Origin of the sequence: Pseudolactococcus chungangensis CAU 28 = DSM 22330 (assembly GCF_002441885.1) — a bacterium.
Lineage (GTDB): Bacteria > Bacillota > Bacilli > Lactobacillales > Streptococcaceae > Pseudolactococcus > Pseudolactococcus chungangensis.
In genome coordinates this window covers 146,843-167,005 of record NZ_JXJT01000002.1, presented here as the reverse complement: position 1 = coordinate 167,005, position 20,163 = coordinate 146,843, and the positions used below count along the sequence as shown (strand labels likewise).

Sequence of the window (20,163 nt, the reverse complement as noted above, 5' to 3'; positions counted from 1 at the left end):
TTTACCTCCTATCCGTAAACTAACCGGTTACGATTTTCATCATTTTCTTGATTCTTTCTGTCATATTTATATGTCTGTTGAGATATAAGCTGGCCATCAAGATAAACTGATAAATCTTTATCAAATATTCTCGCCAGAATTTCAATTATCTGTTTCAATAATGAATTTTGCTCATCTGCGATTGAGTGTGCACCATTACTTTGAGCGCTATATCCAATAGATGAAACTTGTGCGGGATCAATAATATTAGCACCAAGATCTCCTGTATCAAAACTCAATCCATTAGAAACTAAATCTAGTGCATCTTGAATTGTGTCACCTTCTGCCTCAATACCGACTGCGATACCTGCAGGTATCCATTTACCAACTTCATCTCTGAAGACACGAGATGGTGAGTGGATACCTAGCTTTTTCTTCATCCAATCAAGTGCATTACCTGCTGCGTTAGCGGCCGCGTCTAATAATTGACCTGCTGCGCTTGTAATCCCTCCGGCAACACCACTAATGATATTTGATCCAATACTGGCCCAGTTAATGTTAGTGAAAGAATCCTTAACGCCAGTAATCAGCTTAAGACCTGCACTGGCCATCTGGCCAACACCATTAACCAAAGCACTGACTAGAGCTGAGATGATCTGTGGTATAGCTCCAGCAACTGCAGTCATGATTTGTGGCAAGTTTTGGACTATTGCAACCAAAAGCGTCACACCTGCATTAATAATCTGGCCAATATTACCGATTAAGGCACTCGTTATCCCGTTAATAATCTGTGGCATAGCTCCAGCTATTGTCGAGATAATCAGCGGTAACGCATTGATTAACGCTAGAAATAACTGAATACCAGCATTTATTAATTGTGGCAACGCTGCTATTAGAGCAGTTATGATACCATTTATAATTTGGGGCAAAACAGAAACAATTGCTGCGATAATCTGTGGTAAAGCCGTGACTAGCGCTGTCAAAAGTTGTATCCCTGCATTAATAATTATCGGTATAGAAGTTACAAAGAAAGTAACCAAGCTAGTAATAATTTGTGGTAATGCTGCGATTAAAATCGGTATCGCCGTGATTAATCCGTTAACTAGTCCAGTTATCAGTTGTAGCCCTGCATTTAGTAACAGGGGCAAATTATCAATCAGTCCTTGAACGATTGTCACAATCGCCTGAACTGCTGCTGGAATTAGTGTAGGCAATGCGGATGCTATACCTTGCACTAACGTTGTCACTAATTGAATCGCTGCACCAATTAGTAACGGCAGATTATCAATAATCGCTTGTACGATTGTCATGACTGCCTTGACAAATACAGGAATTAAGCCTGGAAGTAGCACCAAAATAGTTTGAAGTACCTGAGTAAATAGCGACGTGAATGCTTGCAACAAGGTCGGCAACATACTACCAATAGCTGAAACAATACCATTTAGTAAGGCTGGCATAGCTTTTACGATGTTATTAAGTACTGGCGTGATGTTTTTGACGACATTGCCGAATGAACTTGTCACATCGTTGACGAGTTTCTGGATGTCTGCTTTAGGATTACCCAAGCCAGCCCATAAGTTGGTTAATGCTGACTTTGTACTGTCGATTGATCCGCTGATTGTGTCCGCTGCCTCTGCTGCAGTTGTTCCAGTGATCCCCATCTGTGTTTGCATGACATGGATAGCTTCGGTTACATCGGCAAAACTAGAAATATCGTATTTGACGCCTGATATCTTCTCAGCGTCAACTAGAAGCCGTTGCATTTCTTCTTTAGTCCCACCATATCCGAGTTTCAAATTATCAAGCATTGTGTAATTTTGCTTTGCGAAACCTTGATAAGCATTTTGAATATTGGTTATATCCGTACCCATTTTATTGGCATTATCAGACATATCAGTAACCGCCTGATTACCAACGTCTGCCGCTTTTTGAGTGTCTCCACCTAGAGACTGAATTAAACTAGCTGAGAAACCTGTCACAGTCTCCATATACTCATTTGCTGACATGCCTGCAGTTTTATAGGCATCATCAGCGAAACCTTGAACTTTACTAGAGGCTTCTTTGAACAGCGTATCTACACCGCCGACAAGCTGTTCATACTCTGCGTATGCCCCGATAACTTTTTTGCTTAGTCCAACAGCGGCAGCTCCAGCAACACCAGCTACTGCTACCATACCTGCACCGACAACTTTTAAACCATTCCCTAGAGTGCTGAATATTGATCCAGATTCCTTGGCCTTGCCAGTTGTCTCGTCAATAGCATCATTTGCCGGCTTATTATCAGCACTAATTTTGCCCGATAATTCGAATATATTAAATGCCAAATGAATCACCTCCCACACTATCCAACATATCAAGCGCATGTCTAGCCGCTGCCTGTGCCTCCTGCTCGACTTGCTCTTTAGGTCTGTTACTTTCTAAAATCTTTTGCTTAAAGTCATTAAAAGTATCTTCTCTAAGCGGATTTGACAAGTAAATACGCCATAATTCATCGTTAGATTGTTCTTCAAACATCGTGATTAGGAAGTCAGGCACATCTCGCCATTTAATTGTAGATAACAAAAAAGAGACATCGCTATATCTTTTAAATAGCGTGTCTCTCAGCTTATGCATGCCACCATGATTTTGAATTAAGAGAGCAACTCGAACACTTCTCGTAATTCCGGCTTGACGAAAAAATCCTTTACAAGTAAAGAATAAGTGACGATATTTGTCTTACCAATTTCCTCTGGTGTTTTACCAGTCAAGTCAGCCAATAATCCATTAAGCTCTGTTTTGATTTCCGCTGAGTGAACCAAAACGAATTTAACAGCCTTACTGACATACTCGAAACTTTGTGACGAAATATCTTGTTGAATTGTCTTGATTTGGTCAGTCAACGATTCTTTTTTATTATCGTCTGATTGACTTGCAATAACGGACAAACCTTGCATTTTTTGAGATTTGATTTTAGTTGCATCTTGCTGCTTCAAGAATTCTGTTACGAGATCAGCAACATTCAAGATATTAACAATCTCGATAATTTTAAAAATATCATCTGCCTGCAGTTCACGCATTTTGTAACCCAAAAGACGCTCTTTGATTTTTGTGTTTTTTTCAGCCTTTTTCAGCTCTACTGCTTTGATTTGTTCATCAGTCAATTTGTTAGTCATTTAGTTTTTCCTTCCGATTTGGTTTCAGATGTTTCTGGTGCGCCATCGACTTTTTTAGTCGTTTCGACTTCAGCTTTTTCTTTTGGCGTGTCGTCGATTTTTTCAATCAAAACTTTACAGATTTTGTTATCTGTACTCGCAAGAGCCTTAATGCGTTTTTTGTCGTCGTTTGCGTATGTATCGCCCGACCAATATTTTTTACCGTTTTCAATAAACGGATAAATCACTTTATACTTCATAATTTTTACTACTTTCTACAAAAAAGAAGCACAGCCATGGACTATGCTTCTTTGATTATGCTTCACCCACTGGCTCTTTAGGGAAAAGGATTGTAACTGGCAGTGACGTTGTTGAGACGTCTCCTGCTGGTGTACGTGCATCAAAAGTCAGTGTAACAACTGCTTCAGATTTATCCTTGACCTCAATTTCAAGACCAGATGTACAAATTGCATTAGCCATGATGATAATAATTGGTTTATCAGAACCACTAATTGTTCCAATATATGCAAGATTTTGGATATAATCAGTGGCATCAATTTTTTGCTTAGGCGTAATAACATCATACCCATCAGGAAAATCGGTTCCTGAAGAATCTTTGCTATTTGCAAATAGAGACATTTTGATATTGTCACGAGTATGTTCAATCACATTGATTTCAAAGGTCCCCTCACTCGACTCAATCATATCTCCACCAACGGGTGTCGTGAATATCCCGTCAACTTCCACTTGTCGCAAGTTATTTTTGAGTGTCAGCTTAGAACCACCACTCGTTGCCCCAAACTCGTCATAACTCCATTTAAGTACAGAGCTATCCCATGTAAGGTTACGCACTAACGCACCGGCATTAAGTAGATAGCGCTTAGGTGTATCCGCTGTATAGCCACTTTTAGGTAGTGTTTCACTAGTAGTTACCATTTATTTGTTCCTCCAATCTGCACGCACATAAATTTGTGCGTATCTGCGTTGCAAAGTGTCTGAGTTCGTCGGTATTGGATTAGGCTTAATGTAATCAAAACGGATAAATAACTCATCTGTCATGATACGATTATCATCATTATCCACAAAATCGACTAGCTGTGACATTGCTTGTTCAATTCTTTCGTTATCTTTCCCTTTATCGTCGAAAATATCCACATCTAGATAAAAGCCTTTAATATTTTTGGCCAAAGGTTCCCCAGTATAAGAAAAAGTTAGATAGGGATAGATAACTGTTTCTTTGTTGTTTTTTAAGTAAAAACTTTCCGGTACAACTGTCCTGAAAGCTGTTGTCAACTCTGAAATTAAATCAATCATCAAACCTCCCCAAATATTGACTTTGCTAACGCCTCTATTTGCCCTTTTGTTTGTCTAAAAGCTGGCCGTAAGTATGGCTGTGGCTCAATTCCCCATGTAAAAAACCATTCACCACTCGGGTCTATATACATCCATCCGCCTTTTCGACCATTGCCATTCTCAGCAAACTCCCCCGTCCCAAACTCTACATAGATAGCATAATCAACATTAGTACCGACATACCCAACAAGCTCATCATCATCGACGATATAGTCTATAGATTGCTTTAGCCTAGATGTCGCGACTGGCGCTAGAAGCACCGCTTGACCCTCGACTAATATGCACGCTTGTAGTAACCATTTAGCAGCAGCCTTTTTTAATCTTTCTTTGCCTTCCATTGAATTATCTTTGAAGACCATTAGACCACCCGCTTACAGTAAATTTCAAGGTGGTGGTCTAATTCGACTGGATTATCGACATAAGTTATTTCAAAAGTTAGCCCAGACTTGTTATTGTATAGGCGACATTGTGATGAAACATCCAATGTCACATCTTCTGTAACAAAAATATGGCTTGATTCTGCAATGAAACTATTAGTACTGCTGGCTTCATCTCCTGTTAGCATATCAAACCACCCATTCACTGGATCGCTATCACGTTGCCATTGATAAATTGGCTCTTTTAAACGATTTAGTCCTACTTCTGCATACCGTTCAACAAAAAAAGTAGCCATCATGACCACCTCAATTTCTTGTATTTGTTCAAAAAGGTCATCAAAGCTGCTGGGTATCCTTCAATATTTTCTGTAGCATTAACATCATAATAAGTTTTTGACATGCGAGAAATACTCTCGCTCTTAACCCCTATTTTATCGTCCATCTTAGCACTGTATTTCAACAGTTTCTGAACACCAAATAAAATATCAGCTGGATATTTAACAAGCGTGACAAGCGTATCAGTGGCTTTGTGGGGTATGAAAGAATCAGTTTCAAATGTCAATCCGTTATCCTCAACCGCTTCAATAAAGTACAAGCCGTTATTATACTTATCATTTGACACTTGAATAGTGTTACCCTTTTTAAAACCTAAAGTACTGTCCGGAGAAGTAATCGAGCTAGAAGTAAATACCACATCCTCAAGACGAACGTTTCGGACTTGAAAGTTGTTATTAGTATAAGCTCTAATAGCTTCTTCCAGCCCATCAAGCTCTTCCTGAGTAACATCGACTTTAAAATTATGGGCTGTATCTAAGTCAATAATCAAAAGATGTCCCCCTTTCTAAAGAAAGACGAGCTATTTTTCAGCTTTTTCAGACTTTTCGGTATTTTTTCCGGTATTTTCAGCCTTAAGCTTTTTAGTAGCTGCTTTCAAACTTGTGTTTTCAGCTTTCAATTCAGCATTTTCAGCTTCGAGCTTAGAATATTCAGCAATGGAATAAGTACGGCCACCAGTCGCCTTTTCAGAGACAACATACTCACCGTTTTTCGCTTCAACTACATCATATCCCTCTGATAAATAGAAGGCTTTATCAGCCTCATCAACAGTCAAGACCCGATTTTCTTTTCTAACTTTCATTTTAATCCTTTCTAGGCTTCAATAACAAATGCCAGACCGTCATGTTTAGTTTCAAATACTAAAACATCATCATAAGATTGTTCGTAATATAACCAATTTCCGCTGTTCGCAGCAGATGGAGCGTCAAGTCCAACAAAGCTATATTTTTGTGGCGCTGCCATACATGGAATGTGGATCAGGAAAAATTGAATTTGTTTAGCTGTAGGATCTACAACAGCACCAGTTGTGAAGTCATATAGAGTTTTCATACGATCTGATGGGATCGCTGGTTCGATAGTTACATCATCTAAACGAGCGATGATACGGTTAATATCTCCTGTATTATTTTGAACAGGAACAGTACGAGAGAATTGTTGTAAATTCTTGATGAGGGTTCGAACGGTTGGTGTACAGAAAATAGTACGTCCAGTTGTAGGCACGCCCTTTTCATCCATCTCAGTCATGAGTTTATCAAACGTTGGCAAGAAATTATCTTTAGTCAAAGTAACTGTTTCAATCCCAGAACCGTCAGTAGCAAGTGCCGCTTTACGTGCGTACAAACTTGATACCATTTGTTTATCCATTTCTGGGATTTTTTCTTCATCGTTGTAAACTTTTGTAATGTTAGCAATTGACGTTACTTGTTGAGTTTCGTCAACATCAATTGGATCTACTAATGTTGACCAGTATCGCTCGTTGGTCAGCTCGTAAGTTTCCCATTGGTTTTCATAGTTAGCTTCAACTGCTGTGATTGAGCGACGTGTTCGATCCTTACGACCGTTTTTGATTAATAACTTAGGAACTTTGATGGTTTTAGTGCCACTGAATTTTAGGACACTGTTTGATGGTGAATTCCATAATTTTTGAGTGTATAGCAACCCATTTGCTGCATAACGTTGTTGTAATCCTGCTTGGTAGGCTTCTGCGTAGTTTAAAATAGCTGACATGTGAAGTTCCTTCTTTCTTATTTTTCTGTAGTTGGGATATCAGAAGTAAATGCTGATATCATTTGTGCTGTGAGGTCTGTATCTGATTGTTTCCCATCGTTCAAATTATTTTCAATGGTTTTGAATCCTGTTCCACCACCCCCACCTTTATTATCTACAGTGGGGTCAAATTGGTTAGCATAAGTGGTTTTTAAATCCTTAATTTTACTGTCAAGGTCTTTAATCGAACCATCTTTATCTTTTTCAACTTCTCCAAGTTTGAATACAAGATAATCAATGTCTTTTGCCCCAGCATCTCGCAAACTTTTTTCAAGTGTTGCACGAGTTGCAGTAGTTTCTCGTTCAGTTTCGAGCTGTTCGATTTTAGACTTATAGTCACTGATTTCAGTTTGAAGTTTTTCAACGTCCTTATTATCAGCTTGCAATGTATTAATTGTATCGTTAGCTGATTTAAGTTCGTTTACTTTGCTATTGAAATCTTCCTTCGGCACAGCGTTTTTGGGAAATTCCGCGTCAATTTCTTTATTCGCTGCTTCGAGGTCAAGTGTGCCATCCTCTTTCAAGTGTTTGGCCAAAATAGTTTTGATCCATTCCATGTTAACGTTCTCCATTCCTTTTATTCTGGTAGGTCCCAGTTAGAGTTACGAGATATTCCGCTCGTTCGGTGAGTTGGTATCAGTTTAATGTCATAATGCCTGGACAATAAGAAAAGCACCTGTCTATGTGACAAATGCTTTGTTTGACTATGAAAATAGCACACAGTCATAAAGATTGAGTGCTTTAGAAAATTACATTTTCCCATACATCTTTTGGTAGTTCTTCAATGGGTTCATTTTTAGCTATAGCACTATCAACTGCAGCTTTCATTTTCTCAAACCCTTCACTTTCAATGTATTCTACACTGTCGTGAAGTGGGTCCCAAAACCCTATAATTCTAGTTGGAAAAGGGACTTTAAAATGCTGCTCGTATTCGGCTTCTAAAAGTTCGAACTTATCCATACATTATCCTTTCAATATCATACCGATTATGAAGTTAAGATATTCTGTATCATCAGATATCTTTTTCATCACTACTTCAGACCTTCTACTGGTCTGAGAAAAAAGTTGCCCTTTACCCGGTTCAAATAAACTCTCTAATCCCACACTCAAAATTTCTGTGGCATTAGAATAGGTTTTACCAATGTATGGTGTTATGAAATTATCTTTTTTAGTTTTTTCATTAACACCATACCAATATAACATGTTTTTTATCGGCTCTTCTTGCTCGCCTTTTGTTCGATATGCAAGAAACTCCTTGGACAGCCTCAGTGCATCAGGATTGAAGTGTTCAACGTAGTGACCGATCTCATGGAAACTTACAGTATTGCTATTCTTACTAAGCATAATACTTACGCCATTATCAACTATACCACTTCGCCATGTTCTCCCTTTTAATCCCACATCACTGAAAAATCCACGTTCCACATTTTTGGAATAGATGGTCTTTCCGTTAGCGTGCGCATATTCTGCCCATTCTTTTGGATAGAACGAGAAAGCCTCCGCAAGTCTTGATTTAGAGTCTTTTGCAGAACCTTTTGCCCATCCGTCTTTTGGAACAGCTCCACCTATTTCTCTGAAATTAGAGAATATTTTTTTAAGTGCCGCCTTATCTCCTAATTTAGAACTGACATCAAATTTGCTATTAACTAATGAACCAAGAGCAGTGATGTCGGTATGACTAGCTGAACTAAAATCAATAGATGACATATAACCTTTTATTGCCTCTATGTCCTTAATTCCAGTATATGCTTTTTTGCTTGAATTAACAACATTTTCTTTACCGTCTAGCCATTCTTGATAATTTTGGTACGCCCCAACCTCGTGCGTCTCGTTATCACGTCTTAGCTTATGCTCATAACCTTTGATAACTGATATTGTCCGACATCTGCAGTTACAATCTTCACTAGCTTCACCGAACATATGAGGTTGCAAAGCCTTATAACCACTTACTTTAAAGTATTCTTTGATTGGAATTGTCGTGCCATCGAGCTGAGCATGATCGCTACGAGTTTTCATATCAAGGGCGGCAGACCATTGTTTTTGAATTTCAACACCTTTAGCGGTGATATCGTCTTGAGACTTTTGACGTGTGATAGCTGATACTCTACCACCTTCCGTCCTTGCAATTGTCATGGCACGTCTGTACTTAGAATCTCCAACGTTTGAAATGCGCTGAGCCATCTTATCATAACCCAGGCCCTTCGCGAAACCTCGTGTCAGCTCTTGATTAATTGACTGCTTAAGCTTAGTAACATTGCCTTGAAGCCTTGTTGACAATTTACGACCGGCTACAGGCGTTTGGATAATCGTCTCAATCGTTTTAGTATCAAGCATACTAAAACTGATAGGTATACCTATTGTTTGTTCGAATTCATAAAACAATTCGTTATAACCAGTTCGCCCTACAGTATCCAAGTAACTGTAAATCTTACGATTATTAACACTCTGAAGCTCGTCAATGTTTATTTGCAGTTGTTGCTTAATAAGTTTCAAACGTTCAGCCTGCATTTTTTGACTAAAGTTAAGCTTTTCAGTATCTTCAACTAATTGTCTGACCTGATCATTAACTTCGTTATAGACAGATTGATAAGCCTTCAAAAGTTCCTTGGATAAATCCTGTTCTGATTTTTGGAGTAACTTCTCAATCTCAGATTGATACTTATTCACTATCAATCACATCCTTTTTAGATGGACTGAAATCTTGGGAGCCTAAACGCTGCACAACTTCATCATAATCTAACTCTTGTACAGCGCAGATTTTTTTGAGCAGGGACTCATCATCCAGATACGGGGCCACATCCAGTAGGTTTTGTATTAGCTGACCTTTAGTTTCAGCTTCTACTTTTTCAGTATCGGCGCTATCAGTTTGATTGATCAGTGTTGAACGTGTAATAACAACTACAACTTGTTGTCTTTTAAAAGACTTATGATATCGATCATTGATATCCTGAATGATTATATCCAATAGCTGCTTAATAAATGCACGTAATCGAATTTCAGTCTTATTGCATTTTAAATCAAGTAACGAATATCGTGACTTAATGACAATATTTGTGATATTACCGTCACCAACCTGTGAGGAATCGAAAGCCATTCCAAATTTATAAATAGCCTCTTTATCTGTTTCTAACTTCGTTTTACGTGCAGTAACTGGGATATCAACAGTCTTGACATCTATGCCCCCATCCTGACTAACACCAACTGTCTTTTTAGTTCTTAAATTAGTGACTAGGTTATCTAAGTTATCACTTTGATACCCCTTCACTGCATAGATCGGATGGTCAAAGTCAACCAAGTTGTTAGATAATGCACATGCCATCAAGTCGTAATCATCAATCAGCGCCTTAATAGGCTCAAGGTCTGTCTTTTCATTCTTGTTGTTTGATAACTTCAGGAAAGGGATATATCCGAAACCTTTTCCTAATAAATTTCCATCACTATCTTCAACAACTTGATGAAATCTCGGATTTATTTCTTGTGACTCATCCAAAATGAAACGATTATTATAATCTGACGAAGAAACAAAGAACCACGTTTTCTCAGTATCCCACAGTTCCGCTTTAGTCACTGTTACTTTTCTATTATCTTTGGTGATATCCGTGTCGTAGTAACGAATAATAGCAATCACTTCGTTCATATCGTCGTAGATAACAACAACCTTGCGGCTATCAGCAACTTTAAAAAGTAACTTTCCTGAAGTTGCACGGTATACATAAGCAAATTCATAAGCTTTTTTACTTGCACCTTCCACCATTTCCTGCAGCATTAACTGAAAATCATCGTCAATATACTCTTCGAGGTAGGTTTTTAATTCAGTATCAGCAGTTTCAAACTCAACTGGATTTGACAATAGATACTGGACTTTCTGATCGACCTGTTCAGTGAAGAAAGCATGAGGAATTTTTATATTGCTGCGATTCGTTTCTTCAACAAGCTTCCCATCTTCGTTATAATAAAACAACCTAAATTTCAAGATGTCATGCTTATAATCATAGTATCTGAGCCCCTCTGACATTTTTTCCTTAATAGGACTTTGTCTGTCAGTTTTTACAGCATCATCTATAAATCTTGACAAAATACTTGGGTTGTCAGACTTCAAATATTTTATATCCAATTAATTCTCCTTTCTTACACTAGCCATTTATTCGCTTTATTCATATCTTCACTAAAAGCGTACCGTGTTGCATCTATCGCGTGGTTGTTTTTGTCCTCTAATCGCGGCTTATGATTACCATCTTTATCTGTTTGGTAGTCTATGTTTTCAAATTCCCAAGCTATTTTAGGCGTTCGTAGTGGATCTATACAGATAAAATCTAAATCATCAAGCCACTGTTCACCATATTCAACACTATCAGGACCTTTCTTGACCCCTTTAATGTGTGGTACGTTATGTTCAGTCTTAAGCTCTGCAATGCTCTTAGGCTCTGCGCTATCAGCTAGTATTGTGTCACTCGCATACCCTTTTTGATGTAACCACTTAGCATACTGCCTATTACTAATCTTCTGACCGTAATACTCATCAATCGCATAGATACCATTTTTCTTTTTGTCGTAATGCCAACGCACGTGCGCCAGTGGGTCAGTAGCATAACCAAAGTCAACTGCATTGCGGATATTATCAAAGTTAGCAGCCATCTCATCAGTGATTGATCCAGGTTCAACCTGTAGATTATCGAAGGGAACAACACCAGAACCGATGGCCTTACCTAAATACTCCCAGTCATATCTTAATTGACTTCTTTCTTTAGTGGCCTCAGCCTCTGCTACGAACTCTTTAGAGATAAACGGGTTATCAAAGTAAGTAGAGTGATGTACGTAAGTATTAGCTGGTTGAAAAGATGATTCATATTTCTTGTTTACCCACGATTGTTTGCGTTTGGGTGGATTATATGAGTAAAAGAATTTATAGAAAAGACCATCAGCCAATTCTCCACGTAAAAGAGAGTTGGTGATAGTCGTTACTTCATCTTCATTTTTAAATTCTGCCAGTTCCTCTATCCAACCAATAGTGAAAGGAAATTTGCTGTCTTTTAATGACTTAATGCGTTCGGGGTTTTGTGCCCCTCGGAATATCATGTAATTACCACGGGGCTTGTAGGTGATGCGCAGAGGAGACTTATTAAATTTGAATAAGTGTGTGACGCCCTGCTCTTCAATGGCCCACTTCATTTGCTCATAGATAGACTGCTCTAGTGTATTATCAACATAACGTATACCAACCGCATTAACTGCATAGCGCATAAGCAGCTGTGTGATGATATGTGCTATGTCTGATGACTTACCTGAACCACGCCCACCTTTCTCAACAATGTTTAAAATACTTGAGTTAAGTGTTGCCCGCCAAGTTAAGTAAAAGGCCTTAGGAATTAGCTCAGATAGTTTTTTAACCATCTGGCTCACCTATATCATCCACGAACACAGGCATTTCAGTGATAGCCACCTCGGTCTTGTCAGTGAACAGCGCATAACGCTTACCAATATCAACCGCAGCTGATCGTCTAGTTTGTACGCTTGGCTTTAACTCTACTACTTTTTGATATCCATCTCCGTCAAGTATTGCAACTGGTTCTGTAACCTCTCCACGCATTACCGAGGTCAAGAACTTCATTACCTCAGCAGCGTCTGCGATGCGCTCATCCTCCAATTGTTTCAAACGCTCATCAATATAGGCTTTAAGGTCAAGTTTTGTCAAGTTCTGCTGACCTATCTGTTTGGCTGTCTTTTGACTATATCCAGCAAAAATAGCAGCCTTAGTCGCATTACCCGTTTCGATAAAGTAATCACAGAATTTCTTTTGCTTTTCAGTCATTGTCATGTTGTTCACCTCCAATCTACACAAAAAGCCGTGAATTTCATCACAGCCTTCTTTATACTACCGCACTACCATAACATTACATGTCGCATGATTAACAACATATTGTGTTGTAGAACCTATGAAAAATTTATCTATCATCCCTTTACCTGTTACGCCAATGAATATTATATCTATCTCATTTTCTTTAGCATATTTCAGGATAGCTTTTTTAGGATCCCCGAACATATCTTTTTCTTGAATTTCAACTCCATCAGTATTTAGTTTATCAACCTGGCATAAAATACTTTCTGCTACAGCATTAATCTTAGAGGTATCTACCACAGACATATCAAACTCATCATAATATCTGTTGACCTCCTTAACTGTAAGGACCGTGAGCTTAGCCTCATTTCGCTTTGCAGTCTCAATGGCCTCATATACTGCATTGTAAGATTGCTCAGATCCGTCTACAGCAACTAGAATGTTCTTATACTGTTTATGCATAATAATCATCTCCTTAAGCTTATTATAGACCTGTTGAACAAAAAAAGAAAGCGTTATCTATACACAAAAAACAACCAGTGCTAAAACCACTAATTGCTTTTTCTTTTGAATTCCATGATACTAATATACCACACTAAATGGGGACACAACTACCCTTTTTTGTGTCCCCATTGATATTTTTTTAAAAAGCTATGCCACGCTGCATGGCAAACTGCTCTAAAATACCATATCTGACAGAATATATCTGTCTATAACTGATATTTAGATATACTGTTCCAATCGTCGCCCAATCATAATAACTATTCATGCCCCAAAAACATTCATGAATAATCTTCTGTAAATCTGGGGACAACCCACTCACAGTACGCTCAATGTCTTTGGCCAACTGATCATAGTACTGATAAGCCTTATTGCCTTCTTTTTTCATGAGTTCATCAAGTGGTGGTTCTGACTTCTTACGACTGCCTTGAATCCACCAATTAACATCAGTGTCACGATTTAACTCTGCTGTGACCAATGCCTCAGCTTTTAGCCGTGGAATCTTCGGGTACATTCGCATTTCTTCTTCTAGCCTTGCTAGAGTCTTACGGCTTAGTTCCTGTTTTTTTCTAGCCAATTTTACCTCCTAATCAAAAATGATAGTAATCCATTTTTTCGCAGTTTTTATTTTTGTTCAACTAATTCAGGATGCAGCCAAGCCCACGCTAATTCTTCATCAGAATAAAATTCAGTGCAGGCATTCCAAAAATCTACAATATTTGTGGCACTTTTCAAAATTTTAATGTCACGTTTTCCCATCCTGACAGATGATATTTCATCTTGACCCAAACCATCCTCCCTGATTACAATCTCTACACGCGGATTCAGTGAATACCTTTTACATGAATGTAAATCACTGATCTGATTATCGTCTTCATACGCATGGCCATTAACTGAATCAAGCACTGACTTTTCAAGATTATCCAAGTCTGGTTTCTTGACCACTCTCCAAGTTTCGGATTTTAGGATATTCTGATTTTTCTTGACTCTAGCTATCGCTTTTGGTGGCTTGATGTAAAATTTCAAGTCAACAGCAATTGCCACACCTGGGTCATATTTACTCAAGTTGTGCTTCAACCACTCCTTCAGAAATTTCTTTTTCCACGCTGTATACTCCGATGGCATGTAAGTCCCTCGTTTACTAAACCGAGGCCTTGGAGATGGATAGGGATCTAGATTAATTACTACCATTCATCTTCTCCAATGCATTTTCTAGAATTAGAACTTTTAAATCTTTTTCAAAATGATTTAGAAAACATGGTTTTTTCAATGATTCATTTGCTGCAACGTAAGCCAATAAGTACGCTAACATAGAGTGATTATCTCCTGTTTCGTATTCAACCGATAACGGTTCAAACTTTTCTTCTGTTTCCTCATAGGTAAATGTGATATTGATTTCTTTAGGCATTTTTCATATCCTTCCATAATTCATCTAGCCATTCAAGCAACATACTAGCTTGTTTCATAGCCAACTTTTCATTGTTGTATTTCTTAGTGAACTCCTCAAGAGACTTTACAACCCAGTCCCAGAAACCATCTGTCATGAAACCAAGTTTCGCAGCTTGATTGTTACACTCGTATATCCAGTTTTCTACATCGGCAAAAAATTGTTTATAGTCCATAATTTTTATACCTCAATTTTTTAATTTTTAACATTCCTCCACCCACCCTCTCGCGATCGGTTGGGTGTCAATGACTTGTCAAAAACTTGCATGTCAATTAGCAAGTTTTGACTTGTCTATGCACCTACACCCACCTGATAAATATATACGTAGTATATATTTCACTGACACCCTTTTTTGACACCTGTCAGACTGTCAGTTTTTAGTTGAATTGACAGGTGTTTTGGGTGTCACTTTCAGGCACATTGACAGACTGACACCCCCTGTCAGTTTTTAGTTAAATTGACAGTTTGATAGGCATACACTTTTTTAATTATTCGTTACTTTTTTCTACAAAAGATACTATGCCTTTGCTATCAATTTTCAAAATATCCTGATTATCAATCCAATTTTTTACAGTATTTCTAGACTTGCCAAAATAGTCTACTAATTCACCAATCCGTAACTCGCCTTTACTTTCTATATCCAAAGTGGTGAATGCGGATATAAGATTTTCGGTATTTTTCTTCGCTCGTTCAGCTTTTTTTTCTTCAGAGTTTTTGGAATTACCGCCATTTGTTGCTCCACGCTTATAGGCAGGTTCACTACCAACTGGCTCAAGGTCTTTCAGTACTCCAGCATCATCAGAATAATGCAGCGGATAATTAAACCAAAGATTGACAGAATCAAACTTTGGAAACTCTCGGAGTGTTCCTTCAAGCCGCCACGCTGTCATGAGATCAACACGCTTGCTAAGTGGTCCTAATTCAAATCCTGCAATACGTTCAGCGCGTTCAGTCCCTAGTGCCTCTGTAAGATGCTTGCGCATTTCAGAGGCTGATAAGAAATCATCTTGACCAATTTCAGGAAAGTAAGCAGGTTTTTCATCACGGATAATATCGGCATAGAATTTAGCTGTAGCCCTATTTTTCTGCTGATCACGTAAAGATTTTGTGACGTCTAACTCTATCAGGTCAAGAATTGCATCGGGATCACGTGCAAACACGCCTGAACCACTTGAGCGGTCCATTGATGATTTACCACCCTGTGCACCTTTAGAGTGGTGATGACAGTAAATAACCGACGTCCCCAACTCCATGGCCACCTTATCAAAGTTATTTGTGAACTTGGCCATTTGTTCAGCATCATTTTCTGAACCAGTCAATACTTTATAGATAGGGTCAATGATTACAGCGTCAAACTTCTCTTTCTGAGCACGTCTAATCAACTTCGGTGTGAGTTTATCCATTGGGATAGAATGACCGCGCATGTTCCAAATGCTGATATTTTCAAGATGTTTAGGCGGTATTCCCATTGCCTGGTAAATATCCTTGAAACGCTTGTAAGCAGACGGACGGTCCAACTCCATGTTGAGATATAGGACCTTGCCCATCTCACAATTGAAGCCAAACCACGGAATGCCTTCAGCAATTGATATGGTCATCTCCATAAGTGCAAATGATTTACCAGCTTTTGACGGCCCAGCAATTAACATCTTATGCCCACGTCTTAACACGCCATCAATCAAGACTGGTGCAAGCGGTGGGTCTTCCTTGAACATCTCGGCCAAACTCTCAAACTCTGGCAAGTCGTCGTTCAAGTCCTCAATCCACGTTTGCCATTCTTCCCAGTTCGCCTTACCAATGTTGGTATCAATGAGAAATTGCTTGTGGTCCCCACGGACCACACCAGGCATCCGAGATAAACGGGACGGATTTTTATTCTGGCCATCTACTTGTAAACCGTTTTTGTTACAAATCTTGTAGAGATACTCGACACGATCCCGATACTCGTTTTTATCTTTGGCTTCTACTTTAACGATGGCGTGGATAGATTTGCCACCAGAAAAGACCAAGGCCGCAATTGGCAATTCAAGCTCGCGCATGATGGCGTTTTGCTTTTCGAGACCGAGATTATCGGATTCTACTAAGGCATAACGGAAATCAGTAACGTTGTCATTCTTGACCCCTTTACCGTCAAGCGGATTAAAACGAATCCATGCCCCAGCCTCTTTTTTTGAGTCTCCGACTACAAAGCCAAGGTCTTTTTCGTTCTTGTATCTTTCCAGATCGTTGAGAATTTCCTCAGCCGTTCGCGTATAGTTTCCAGACCCACTGACGGAATATTTCCCATCATCTTTCTGCCACGATTCAACGACATAACCAATATAATCATCATTCTTGAATAGCGTTTGAATGTATGTTTTGAGCTGTTCGGCAGGGCTCCAATTGTCAGTAGGTTCGTTGATTTCTTGACCTTCGACCCATGCCTTATCAATGAATTTGTAGTCTCTAGCGGCGCTTACTTCATCATCCCAGGCTAGAAATTCATTTCCATCACTCCCACTATAAGCAGAGGACGTCCAACCGTTTTCCTTAGCTTTCATGGTGATGAAGGCACCAGTTACGGGAGTATCTTTACTATGCCCTAATGATTCCCACTTGGCTTCCATCTCACGCGCATTATAGCGACTATCTTGTTGTGACCAAGTGTCCCATACATCAAAGGGATAGCCCTCGAATTTCAAAGCCATTCCAACCGATACCCAGTCCAGATAATCAAGCGATGATGGTGGTATATATTCTAGTAGTAAAGTTAAGTTAAGTTTATCTGTCATTGGTTTTGTCTACTTTCTGTGGTATTATTTAATAAAAAATAGAAAAGAGGTTTTTTTATGGGTGAAATTATTTCTGATGCATTAATGTCATTTGGTGCTGGCTTTGCAGGAGCAGCATTTTCAAATGCACAAGGTCCAGGTCAAGCACTAGATGATATAATGACCATGGTAGGATTTGAAAAACTACATGAAGTAGCTGAAAGGAAAAGAGTTAAAAGAGAGTATTCTGTTCAAAAATACAAAGAATCATTGGCTCAAGGGATAATCTCTATTGATGAAGGTAACCTTCAGGATCCACCGCTTTCTATTGTTGGACCAGCCTTAGAAGCCTCAAAATATTATATAGAAGAGCAAGAATTAAGAGAGATGTTTTCTAAGCTTATTACTACTTCTATGGACAAATCAAAAGGCATGATTGCTCATCCATCTTTTGTAGAAATCATTAAACAACTATCACCTTTAGATGCTAATATTTTAAAAAGTTTTAAAAATACAATGACTCATCCTGTTGCCAAAATAATATCAATACGGCCTAATGGATATTTTGAACTTAATGATTATTTTATTGTTGATGAACTTTTTGATAATCAAAGTATCATAGATGTAACTAAATCAATAGCAAATTTAGATCGTTTAGGTTTAATTAAAATAAGTGAAGGAATAATCGAAAATGAAGAATATTTTATGGAACATCCTAATGTGAAAACACATCTTGAAATGTATAAACAAGAATCACCTGTTTTGAAAGTAAACAGGCTCGATGTCACTTCTTATGGAGTAGGCTTCATCAATTCATGCGTACGTATATAAACATAACGATTTATAATCCATTTCTTTTATTTTTTATATTCACTAGGGTTAATGTCAACCGGAATTCTCCAACCATTCCCAGCAATCCGGTCAATTAGACCTCGTGCTTTATTAAATTCCCAAGTTCCAACATGTTGGAAACCACGACTTTCTAAAAATCGAATCTGCTTAGGCGTTGTAAGTCCTGCCATTTTACGTTTATTCAACTTATCAAGTAAAACAGTGGCCTTGCCAGCATTCTCAATTTCCTCAGGAAAAATACCGAATTTTTCAAGTGCGGCAACTTGTTTATCTGAAGCTGGTGCCATTTCCCATCCAAATGAAGGTGCATAGTTCATCAGGTCCTCGGATTGGATAGACATCTCGAATTGCAACGGATCTACAAGTTTACGCTTACGTTTCTTCATCTCTGCCAATTTCTCAGCAAGTGAATTCTCACGATCCTGAACGACTTCACTTTCTGCAACCTCTGCAATTTCTTCTAAGTCAAATAACGCTGGCTGTTCTTCTTCGTCAAGTTCGGCCATTTTCTCAGTCATTTTGGCTGCAATCTCATCATCTTTAGCAATCAGATTGGCTGGATGGACTAGCTCGTGGCGCTCTGTGTGCCAAAGAAAATCAAGAATTAAACAATCTTCTTTTCCTTCAGCAAGTCGTAATCCTCGTCCAATACACTGCACGTAGAGCGGTCGTGATTTAGTTGGTCTTAGCATAATCACACAGTCGACCTCTGGAGAGTCCCAACCCTCAGTAAGCAGCATTGAGTTACATAGTACGTTGTACTTGCCTGCGTCAAAGTCTGCTAGTATCTCAGCACGGTCTTTTGATTCTCCGTTGACCTCAGCTGCTTTAAAACCTTTTTCGTTCAGAATATCACGGAATTTCTTAGACGTTGCGACTAGTGGTAAGAAAATGACAGTCTTACGATTACTACAATACTTAACCATTTCGTCAGCAATCTGATACAAATATGGGTCTAGTGCGCTACCAACATCACTAGCCTTGAAATCACCAGCAGTCATTGAAACGCCTGACAAATCTATTTTCAGTGGAATAGTCAAGGCTTTCATTGGTGATAAGTAACCGTTTTTGATTGCATCAGGTAGAGAATACTCATAGGCCAATGAGTCAAAATACTGCCCTAGATTTTTCTTATCTGTCCTATCTGCGGTAGCTGTAACACCTAAGACTTTAGCGCTACTAAAGTAGTCAAGTACTGATTGATAGCTACTGGCCATGATGTGATGGGCCTCATCAACTATAATCGTGTCATAATGATCATGCCTGAAACGCTTCAATCGTTTTTCACGCATAAGTGTTTGGACACTACCGACGGTCACACGATAGAAAGAATTTTCAGCGGTATCATCTGCTTTCTCGACTGCCGTTTTCAATCCTGTTACTTTGAAAAGTTTGTCTGCAGCTTGATCAAGTAATTCACCACGATGTGCCATGATTAGCACACGTTCACCTTTACTAACTAGTGTCTTGGTTAGGTCTGAAAATGTGACGGTCTTACCTAGGCCAGTTGGCAACACGAGTAGCGTTTTTCGATTACCATTTTCCCATTCTTCTTGAATGTGATTGTTAGCCTCAATCTGATAAGGACGTAGCTCCATCTTCTACCTCCTCTAGTTCTAAAGACATTTGTGGATCAGCTTCTTTTTCTAATTCATAAGCCTTTGCTTCAGCAGCATTATAGTCTTCATCAAAATCAAACTTGACTGTGACCATGTAATCTTTTTCTTTGTATGAAAAATCTTGACCGATACTAACAAGCCATTTAGAAAATTCTTTGACAGCTTCTGAAGATTTAAATTTAAATTTTCCTGTAAGATTTTTTTCAGCTAACATT

Annotated in this window: 26 protein-coding genes; 1 reads left to right on the top strand and 25 read right to left on the bottom strand. The window is 38.7% G+C overall.

Annotation, left to right across the window (positions count from 1 at the left end):
• Positions 1–8: 8 nt before the first annotated feature.
• The 23 genes from RR45_RS02180 to RR45_RS02070 form a co-directional block, all read right to left on the bottom strand.
• Positions 9–2,303, bottom strand: a complete 2,295-nt coding sequence (locus RR45_RS02180) for a phage tail protein (protein WP_072353458.1) — start codon at positions 2,301–2,303, stop codon at positions 9–11.
• Positions 2,293–2,541 carry a hypothetical protein gene (locus RR45_RS02175; protein WP_143188716.1) on the bottom strand — a complete coding sequence of 83 codons (249 nt, stop codon included), beginning with the start codon at positions 2,539–2,541 and terminating at the stop codon, positions 2,293–2,295. Before RR45_RS02175 ends, RR45_RS02180 begins: the two co-directional genes overlap by 11 nt.
• Before the next feature lie 68 nt (positions 2,542–2,609).
• Complete coding sequence (locus tag RR45_RS02170; RefSeq protein ID WP_031366604.1) at positions 2,610–3,131, bottom strand: hypothetical protein; 522 nt, start codon at positions 3,129–3,131, stop codon at positions 2,610–2,612.
• Positions 3,128–3,370, bottom strand: coding sequence for a hypothetical protein (locus RR45_RS02165; RefSeq protein ID WP_031366603.1), 243 nt, complete (start codon positions 3,368–3,370; stop codon positions 3,128–3,130). Before RR45_RS02165 ends, RR45_RS02170 begins: the two co-directional genes overlap by 4 nt.
• Positions 3,371–3,425: 55 nt before the next feature.
• Positions 3,426–4,046, bottom strand: coding sequence for a hypothetical protein (locus tag RR45_RS02160; RefSeq protein WP_031366602.1), 621 nt, complete (start codon positions 4,044–4,046; stop codon positions 3,426–3,428).
• Positions 4,047–4,424: a hypothetical protein gene (locus tag RR45_RS02155; protein WP_031366601.1), complete on the bottom strand. Its 378-nt coding sequence runs from the start codon at positions 4,422–4,424 to the stop codon at positions 4,047–4,049.
• A complete protein-coding gene (locus RR45_RS02150) occupies positions 4,424–4,822 on the bottom strand; it encodes an HK97-gp10 family putative phage morphogenesis protein (protein ID WP_031366600.1) in 399 nt (132 codons plus the stop codon). Before RR45_RS02150 ends, RR45_RS02155 begins: the two co-directional genes overlap by 1 nt.
• Positions 4,822–5,136 (bottom strand): head-tail adaptor protein, encoded by a 315-nt coding sequence (locus RR45_RS02145; protein ID WP_072353457.1) that lies wholly within the window; start codon positions 5,134–5,136, stop codon positions 4,822–4,824. The genes RR45_RS02150 and RR45_RS02145 overlap by 1 nt, the downstream gene beginning before the upstream one ends.
• Positions 5,136–5,666: a hypothetical protein gene (locus tag RR45_RS02140; RefSeq protein ID WP_031366598.1), complete on the bottom strand. Its 531-nt coding sequence runs from the start codon at positions 5,664–5,666 to the stop codon at positions 5,136–5,138. Before RR45_RS02140 ends, RR45_RS02145 begins: the two co-directional genes overlap by 1 nt.
• Positions 5,667–5,696: 30 nt before the next feature.
• Positions 5,697–5,978, bottom strand: coding sequence for a hypothetical protein (locus RR45_RS02135; RefSeq protein WP_031366597.1), 282 nt, complete (start codon positions 5,976–5,978; stop codon positions 5,697–5,699).
• Between the two features lie 11 nt (positions 5,979–5,989).
• Positions 5,990–6,904: a hypothetical protein gene (locus RR45_RS02130; RefSeq protein ID WP_031366596.1), complete on the bottom strand. Its 915-nt coding sequence runs from the start codon at positions 6,902–6,904 to the stop codon at positions 5,990–5,992.
• Between the two features lie 17 nt (positions 6,905–6,921).
• Positions 6,922–7,500: a phage scaffolding protein gene (locus RR45_RS02125; protein ID WP_031366595.1), complete on the bottom strand. Its 579-nt coding sequence runs from the start codon at positions 7,498–7,500 to the stop codon at positions 6,922–6,924.
• Between the two features lie 184 nt (positions 7,501–7,684).
• A complete protein-coding gene (locus tag RR45_RS02120) occupies positions 7,685–7,903 on the bottom strand; it encodes a hypothetical protein (RefSeq protein WP_031366594.1) in 219 nt (72 codons plus the stop codon).
• Between the two features lie 3 nt (positions 7,904–7,906).
• On the bottom strand, positions 7,907–9,610 hold the full coding sequence (locus RR45_RS02115) for a phage minor head protein (RefSeq protein WP_143188715.1): 1,704 nt from the start codon (positions 9,608–9,610) through the stop codon (positions 7,907–7,909).
• Entirely contained in the window at positions 9,603–11,057 is a 1,455-nt protein-coding gene (locus RR45_RS02110) for a phage portal protein (RefSeq protein ID WP_031366592.1), read from the bottom strand. The genes RR45_RS02115 and RR45_RS02110 overlap by 8 nt, the downstream gene beginning before the upstream one ends.
• A 14-nt stretch (positions 11,058–11,071) precedes the next feature.
• On the bottom strand, positions 11,072–12,334 hold the full coding sequence (locus RR45_RS02105; protein ID WP_031366591.1) for a PBSX family phage terminase large subunit: 1,263 nt from the start codon (positions 12,332–12,334) through the stop codon (positions 11,072–11,074).
• Positions 12,327–12,758 (bottom strand): terminase small subunit, encoded by a 432-nt coding sequence (locus RR45_RS02100; RefSeq protein ID WP_031366590.1) that lies wholly within the window; start codon positions 12,756–12,758, stop codon positions 12,327–12,329. The genes RR45_RS02105 and RR45_RS02100 overlap by 8 nt, the downstream gene beginning before the upstream one ends.
• A gap of 57 nt (positions 12,759–12,815) precedes the next feature.
• Positions 12,816–13,241, bottom strand: a complete 426-nt coding sequence (locus RR45_RS02095; protein ID WP_031366589.1) for a universal stress protein — start codon at positions 13,239–13,241, stop codon at positions 12,816–12,818.
• 181 nt (positions 13,242–13,422) lie between these two features.
• Positions 13,423–13,857: a hypothetical protein gene (locus RR45_RS02090; protein WP_031366588.1), complete on the bottom strand. Its 435-nt coding sequence runs from the start codon at positions 13,855–13,857 to the stop codon at positions 13,423–13,425.
• A gap of 47 nt (positions 13,858–13,904) precedes the next feature.
• Positions 13,905–14,471 carry a RusA family crossover junction endodeoxyribonuclease gene (locus RR45_RS02085; RefSeq protein WP_072353455.1) on the bottom strand — a complete coding sequence of 189 codons (567 nt, stop codon included), beginning with the start codon at positions 14,469–14,471 and terminating at the stop codon, positions 13,905–13,907.
• Positions 14,458–14,688, bottom strand: a complete 231-nt coding sequence (locus RR45_RS02080) for a hypothetical protein (RefSeq protein WP_031366586.1) — start codon at positions 14,686–14,688, stop codon at positions 14,458–14,460. Before RR45_RS02080 ends, RR45_RS02085 begins: the two co-directional genes overlap by 14 nt.
• The gene (locus tag RR45_RS02075) at positions 14,681–14,902 is read right to left on the bottom strand and encodes a hypothetical protein (protein ID WP_031366585.1); all 222 of its coding nucleotides are present in this window, start codon (positions 14,900–14,902) and stop codon (positions 14,681–14,683) included. Before RR45_RS02075 ends, RR45_RS02080 begins: the two co-directional genes overlap by 8 nt.
• A gap of 313 nt (positions 14,903–15,215) precedes the next feature.
• On the bottom strand, positions 15,216–17,498 hold the full coding sequence (locus tag RR45_RS02070; protein ID WP_031366584.1) for an AAA family ATPase: 2,283 nt from the start codon (positions 17,496–17,498) through the stop codon (positions 15,216–15,218).
• A gap of 57 nt (positions 17,499–17,555) precedes the next feature.
• Between RR45_RS02070 and RR45_RS02065 the strand changes: the two genes are divergently transcribed.
• Complete coding sequence (locus tag RR45_RS02065; protein ID WP_072353454.1) at positions 17,556–18,308, top strand: DUF4393 domain-containing protein; 753 nt, start codon at positions 17,556–17,558, stop codon at positions 18,306–18,308.
• 26 nt (positions 18,309–18,334) lie between these two features.
• Here the strand turns inward: RR45_RS02065 and RR45_RS02060 are convergent, their stop codons facing one another.
• Together RR45_RS02060 and RR45_RS02055 are read right to left on the bottom strand one after the other, a co-directional pair.
• Positions 18,335–19,927 (bottom strand): DEAD/DEAH box helicase, encoded by a 1,593-nt coding sequence (locus tag RR45_RS02060; RefSeq protein WP_031366582.1) that lies wholly within the window; start codon positions 19,925–19,927, stop codon positions 18,335–18,337.
• Complete coding sequence (locus RR45_RS02055) at positions 19,902–20,162, bottom strand: hypothetical protein (RefSeq protein ID WP_031366581.1); 261 nt, start codon at positions 20,160–20,162, stop codon at positions 19,902–19,904. The genes RR45_RS02060 and RR45_RS02055 overlap by 26 nt, the downstream gene beginning before the upstream one ends.
• Between the last annotated feature and the right edge of the window lies 1 nt (position 20,163).

Bases quoted from the DNA above. Each gene is read 5' to 3' on its own strand.
- RR45_RS02170 (WP_031366604.1), bottom strand. From the start codon at position 3,131: ATGACTAACAAATTGACTGATGAACAAATCAAAGCAGTAGAGCTGAAA.
- RR45_RS02165 (WP_031366603.1), bottom strand. From the start codon at position 3,370: ATGAAGTATAAAGTGATTTATCCGTTTATTGAAAACGGTAAAAAATAT.
- RR45_RS02160 (WP_031366602.1), bottom strand. From the start codon at position 4,046: ATGGTAACTACTAGTGAAACACTACCTAAAAGTGGCTATACAGCGGAT.
- RR45_RS02155 (WP_031366601.1), bottom strand. From the start codon at position 4,424: ATGATTGATTTAATTTCAGAGTTGACAACAGCTTTCAGGACAGTTGTA.
- RR45_RS02150 (WP_031366600.1), bottom strand. From the start codon at position 4,822: ATGGTCTTCAAAGATAATTCAATGGAAGGCAAAGAAAGATTAAAAAAG.
- RR45_RS02145 (WP_072353457.1), bottom strand. From the start codon at position 5,136: ATGGCTACTTTTTTTGTTGAACGGTATGCAGAAGTAGGACTAAATCGT.
- RR45_RS02135 (WP_031366597.1), bottom strand. From the start codon at position 5,978: ATGAAAGTTAGAAAAGAAAATCGGGTCTTGACTGTTGATGAGGCTGAT.
- RR45_RS02130 (WP_031366596.1), bottom strand. From the start codon at position 6,904: ATGTCAGCTATTTTAAACTACGCAGAAGCCTACCAAGCAGGATTACAA.
- RR45_RS02125 (WP_031366595.1), bottom strand. From the start codon at position 7,500: ATGGAATGGATCAAAACTATTTTGGCCAAACACTTGAAAGAGGATGGC.
- RR45_RS02120 (WP_031366594.1), bottom strand. From the start codon at position 7,903: ATGGATAAGTTCGAACTTTTAGAAGCCGAATACGAGCAGCATTTTAAA.
- RR45_RS02105 (WP_031366591.1), bottom strand. From the start codon at position 12,334: ATGGTTAAAAAACTATCTGAGCTAATTCCTAAGGCCTTTTACTTAACT.
- RR45_RS02100 (WP_031366590.1), bottom strand. From the start codon at position 12,758: ATGACAATGACTGAAAAGCAAAAGAAATTCTGTGATTACTTTATCGAA.
- RR45_RS02095 (WP_031366589.1), bottom strand. From the start codon at position 13,241: ATGCATAAACAGTATAAGAACATTCTAGTTGCTGTAGACGGATCTGAG.
- RR45_RS02085 (WP_072353455.1), bottom strand. From the start codon at position 14,471: ATGGTAGTAATTAATCTAGATCCCTATCCATCTCCAAGGCCTCGGTTT.
- RR45_RS02080 (WP_031366586.1), bottom strand. From the start codon at position 14,688: ATGCCTAAAGAAATCAATATCACATTTACCTATGAGGAAACAGAAGAA.
- RR45_RS02075 (WP_031366585.1), bottom strand. From the start codon at position 14,902: ATGGACTATAAACAATTTTTTGCCGATGTAGAAAACTGGATATACGAG.
- RR45_RS02070 (WP_031366584.1), bottom strand. From the start codon at position 17,498: ATGACAGATAAACTTAACTTAACTTTACTACTAGAATATATACCACCA.
- RR45_RS02065 (WP_072353454.1), top strand. From the start codon at position 17,556: ATGGGTGAAATTATTTCTGATGCATTAATGTCATTTGGTGCTGGCTTT.
- RR45_RS02060 (WP_031366582.1), bottom strand. From the start codon at position 19,927: ATGGAGCTACGTCCTTATCAGATTGAGGCTAACAATCACATTCAAGAA.
- RR45_RS02055 (WP_031366581.1), bottom strand. From the start codon at position 20,162: ATGTTAGCTGAAAAAAATCTTACAGGAAAATTTAAATTTAAATCTTCA.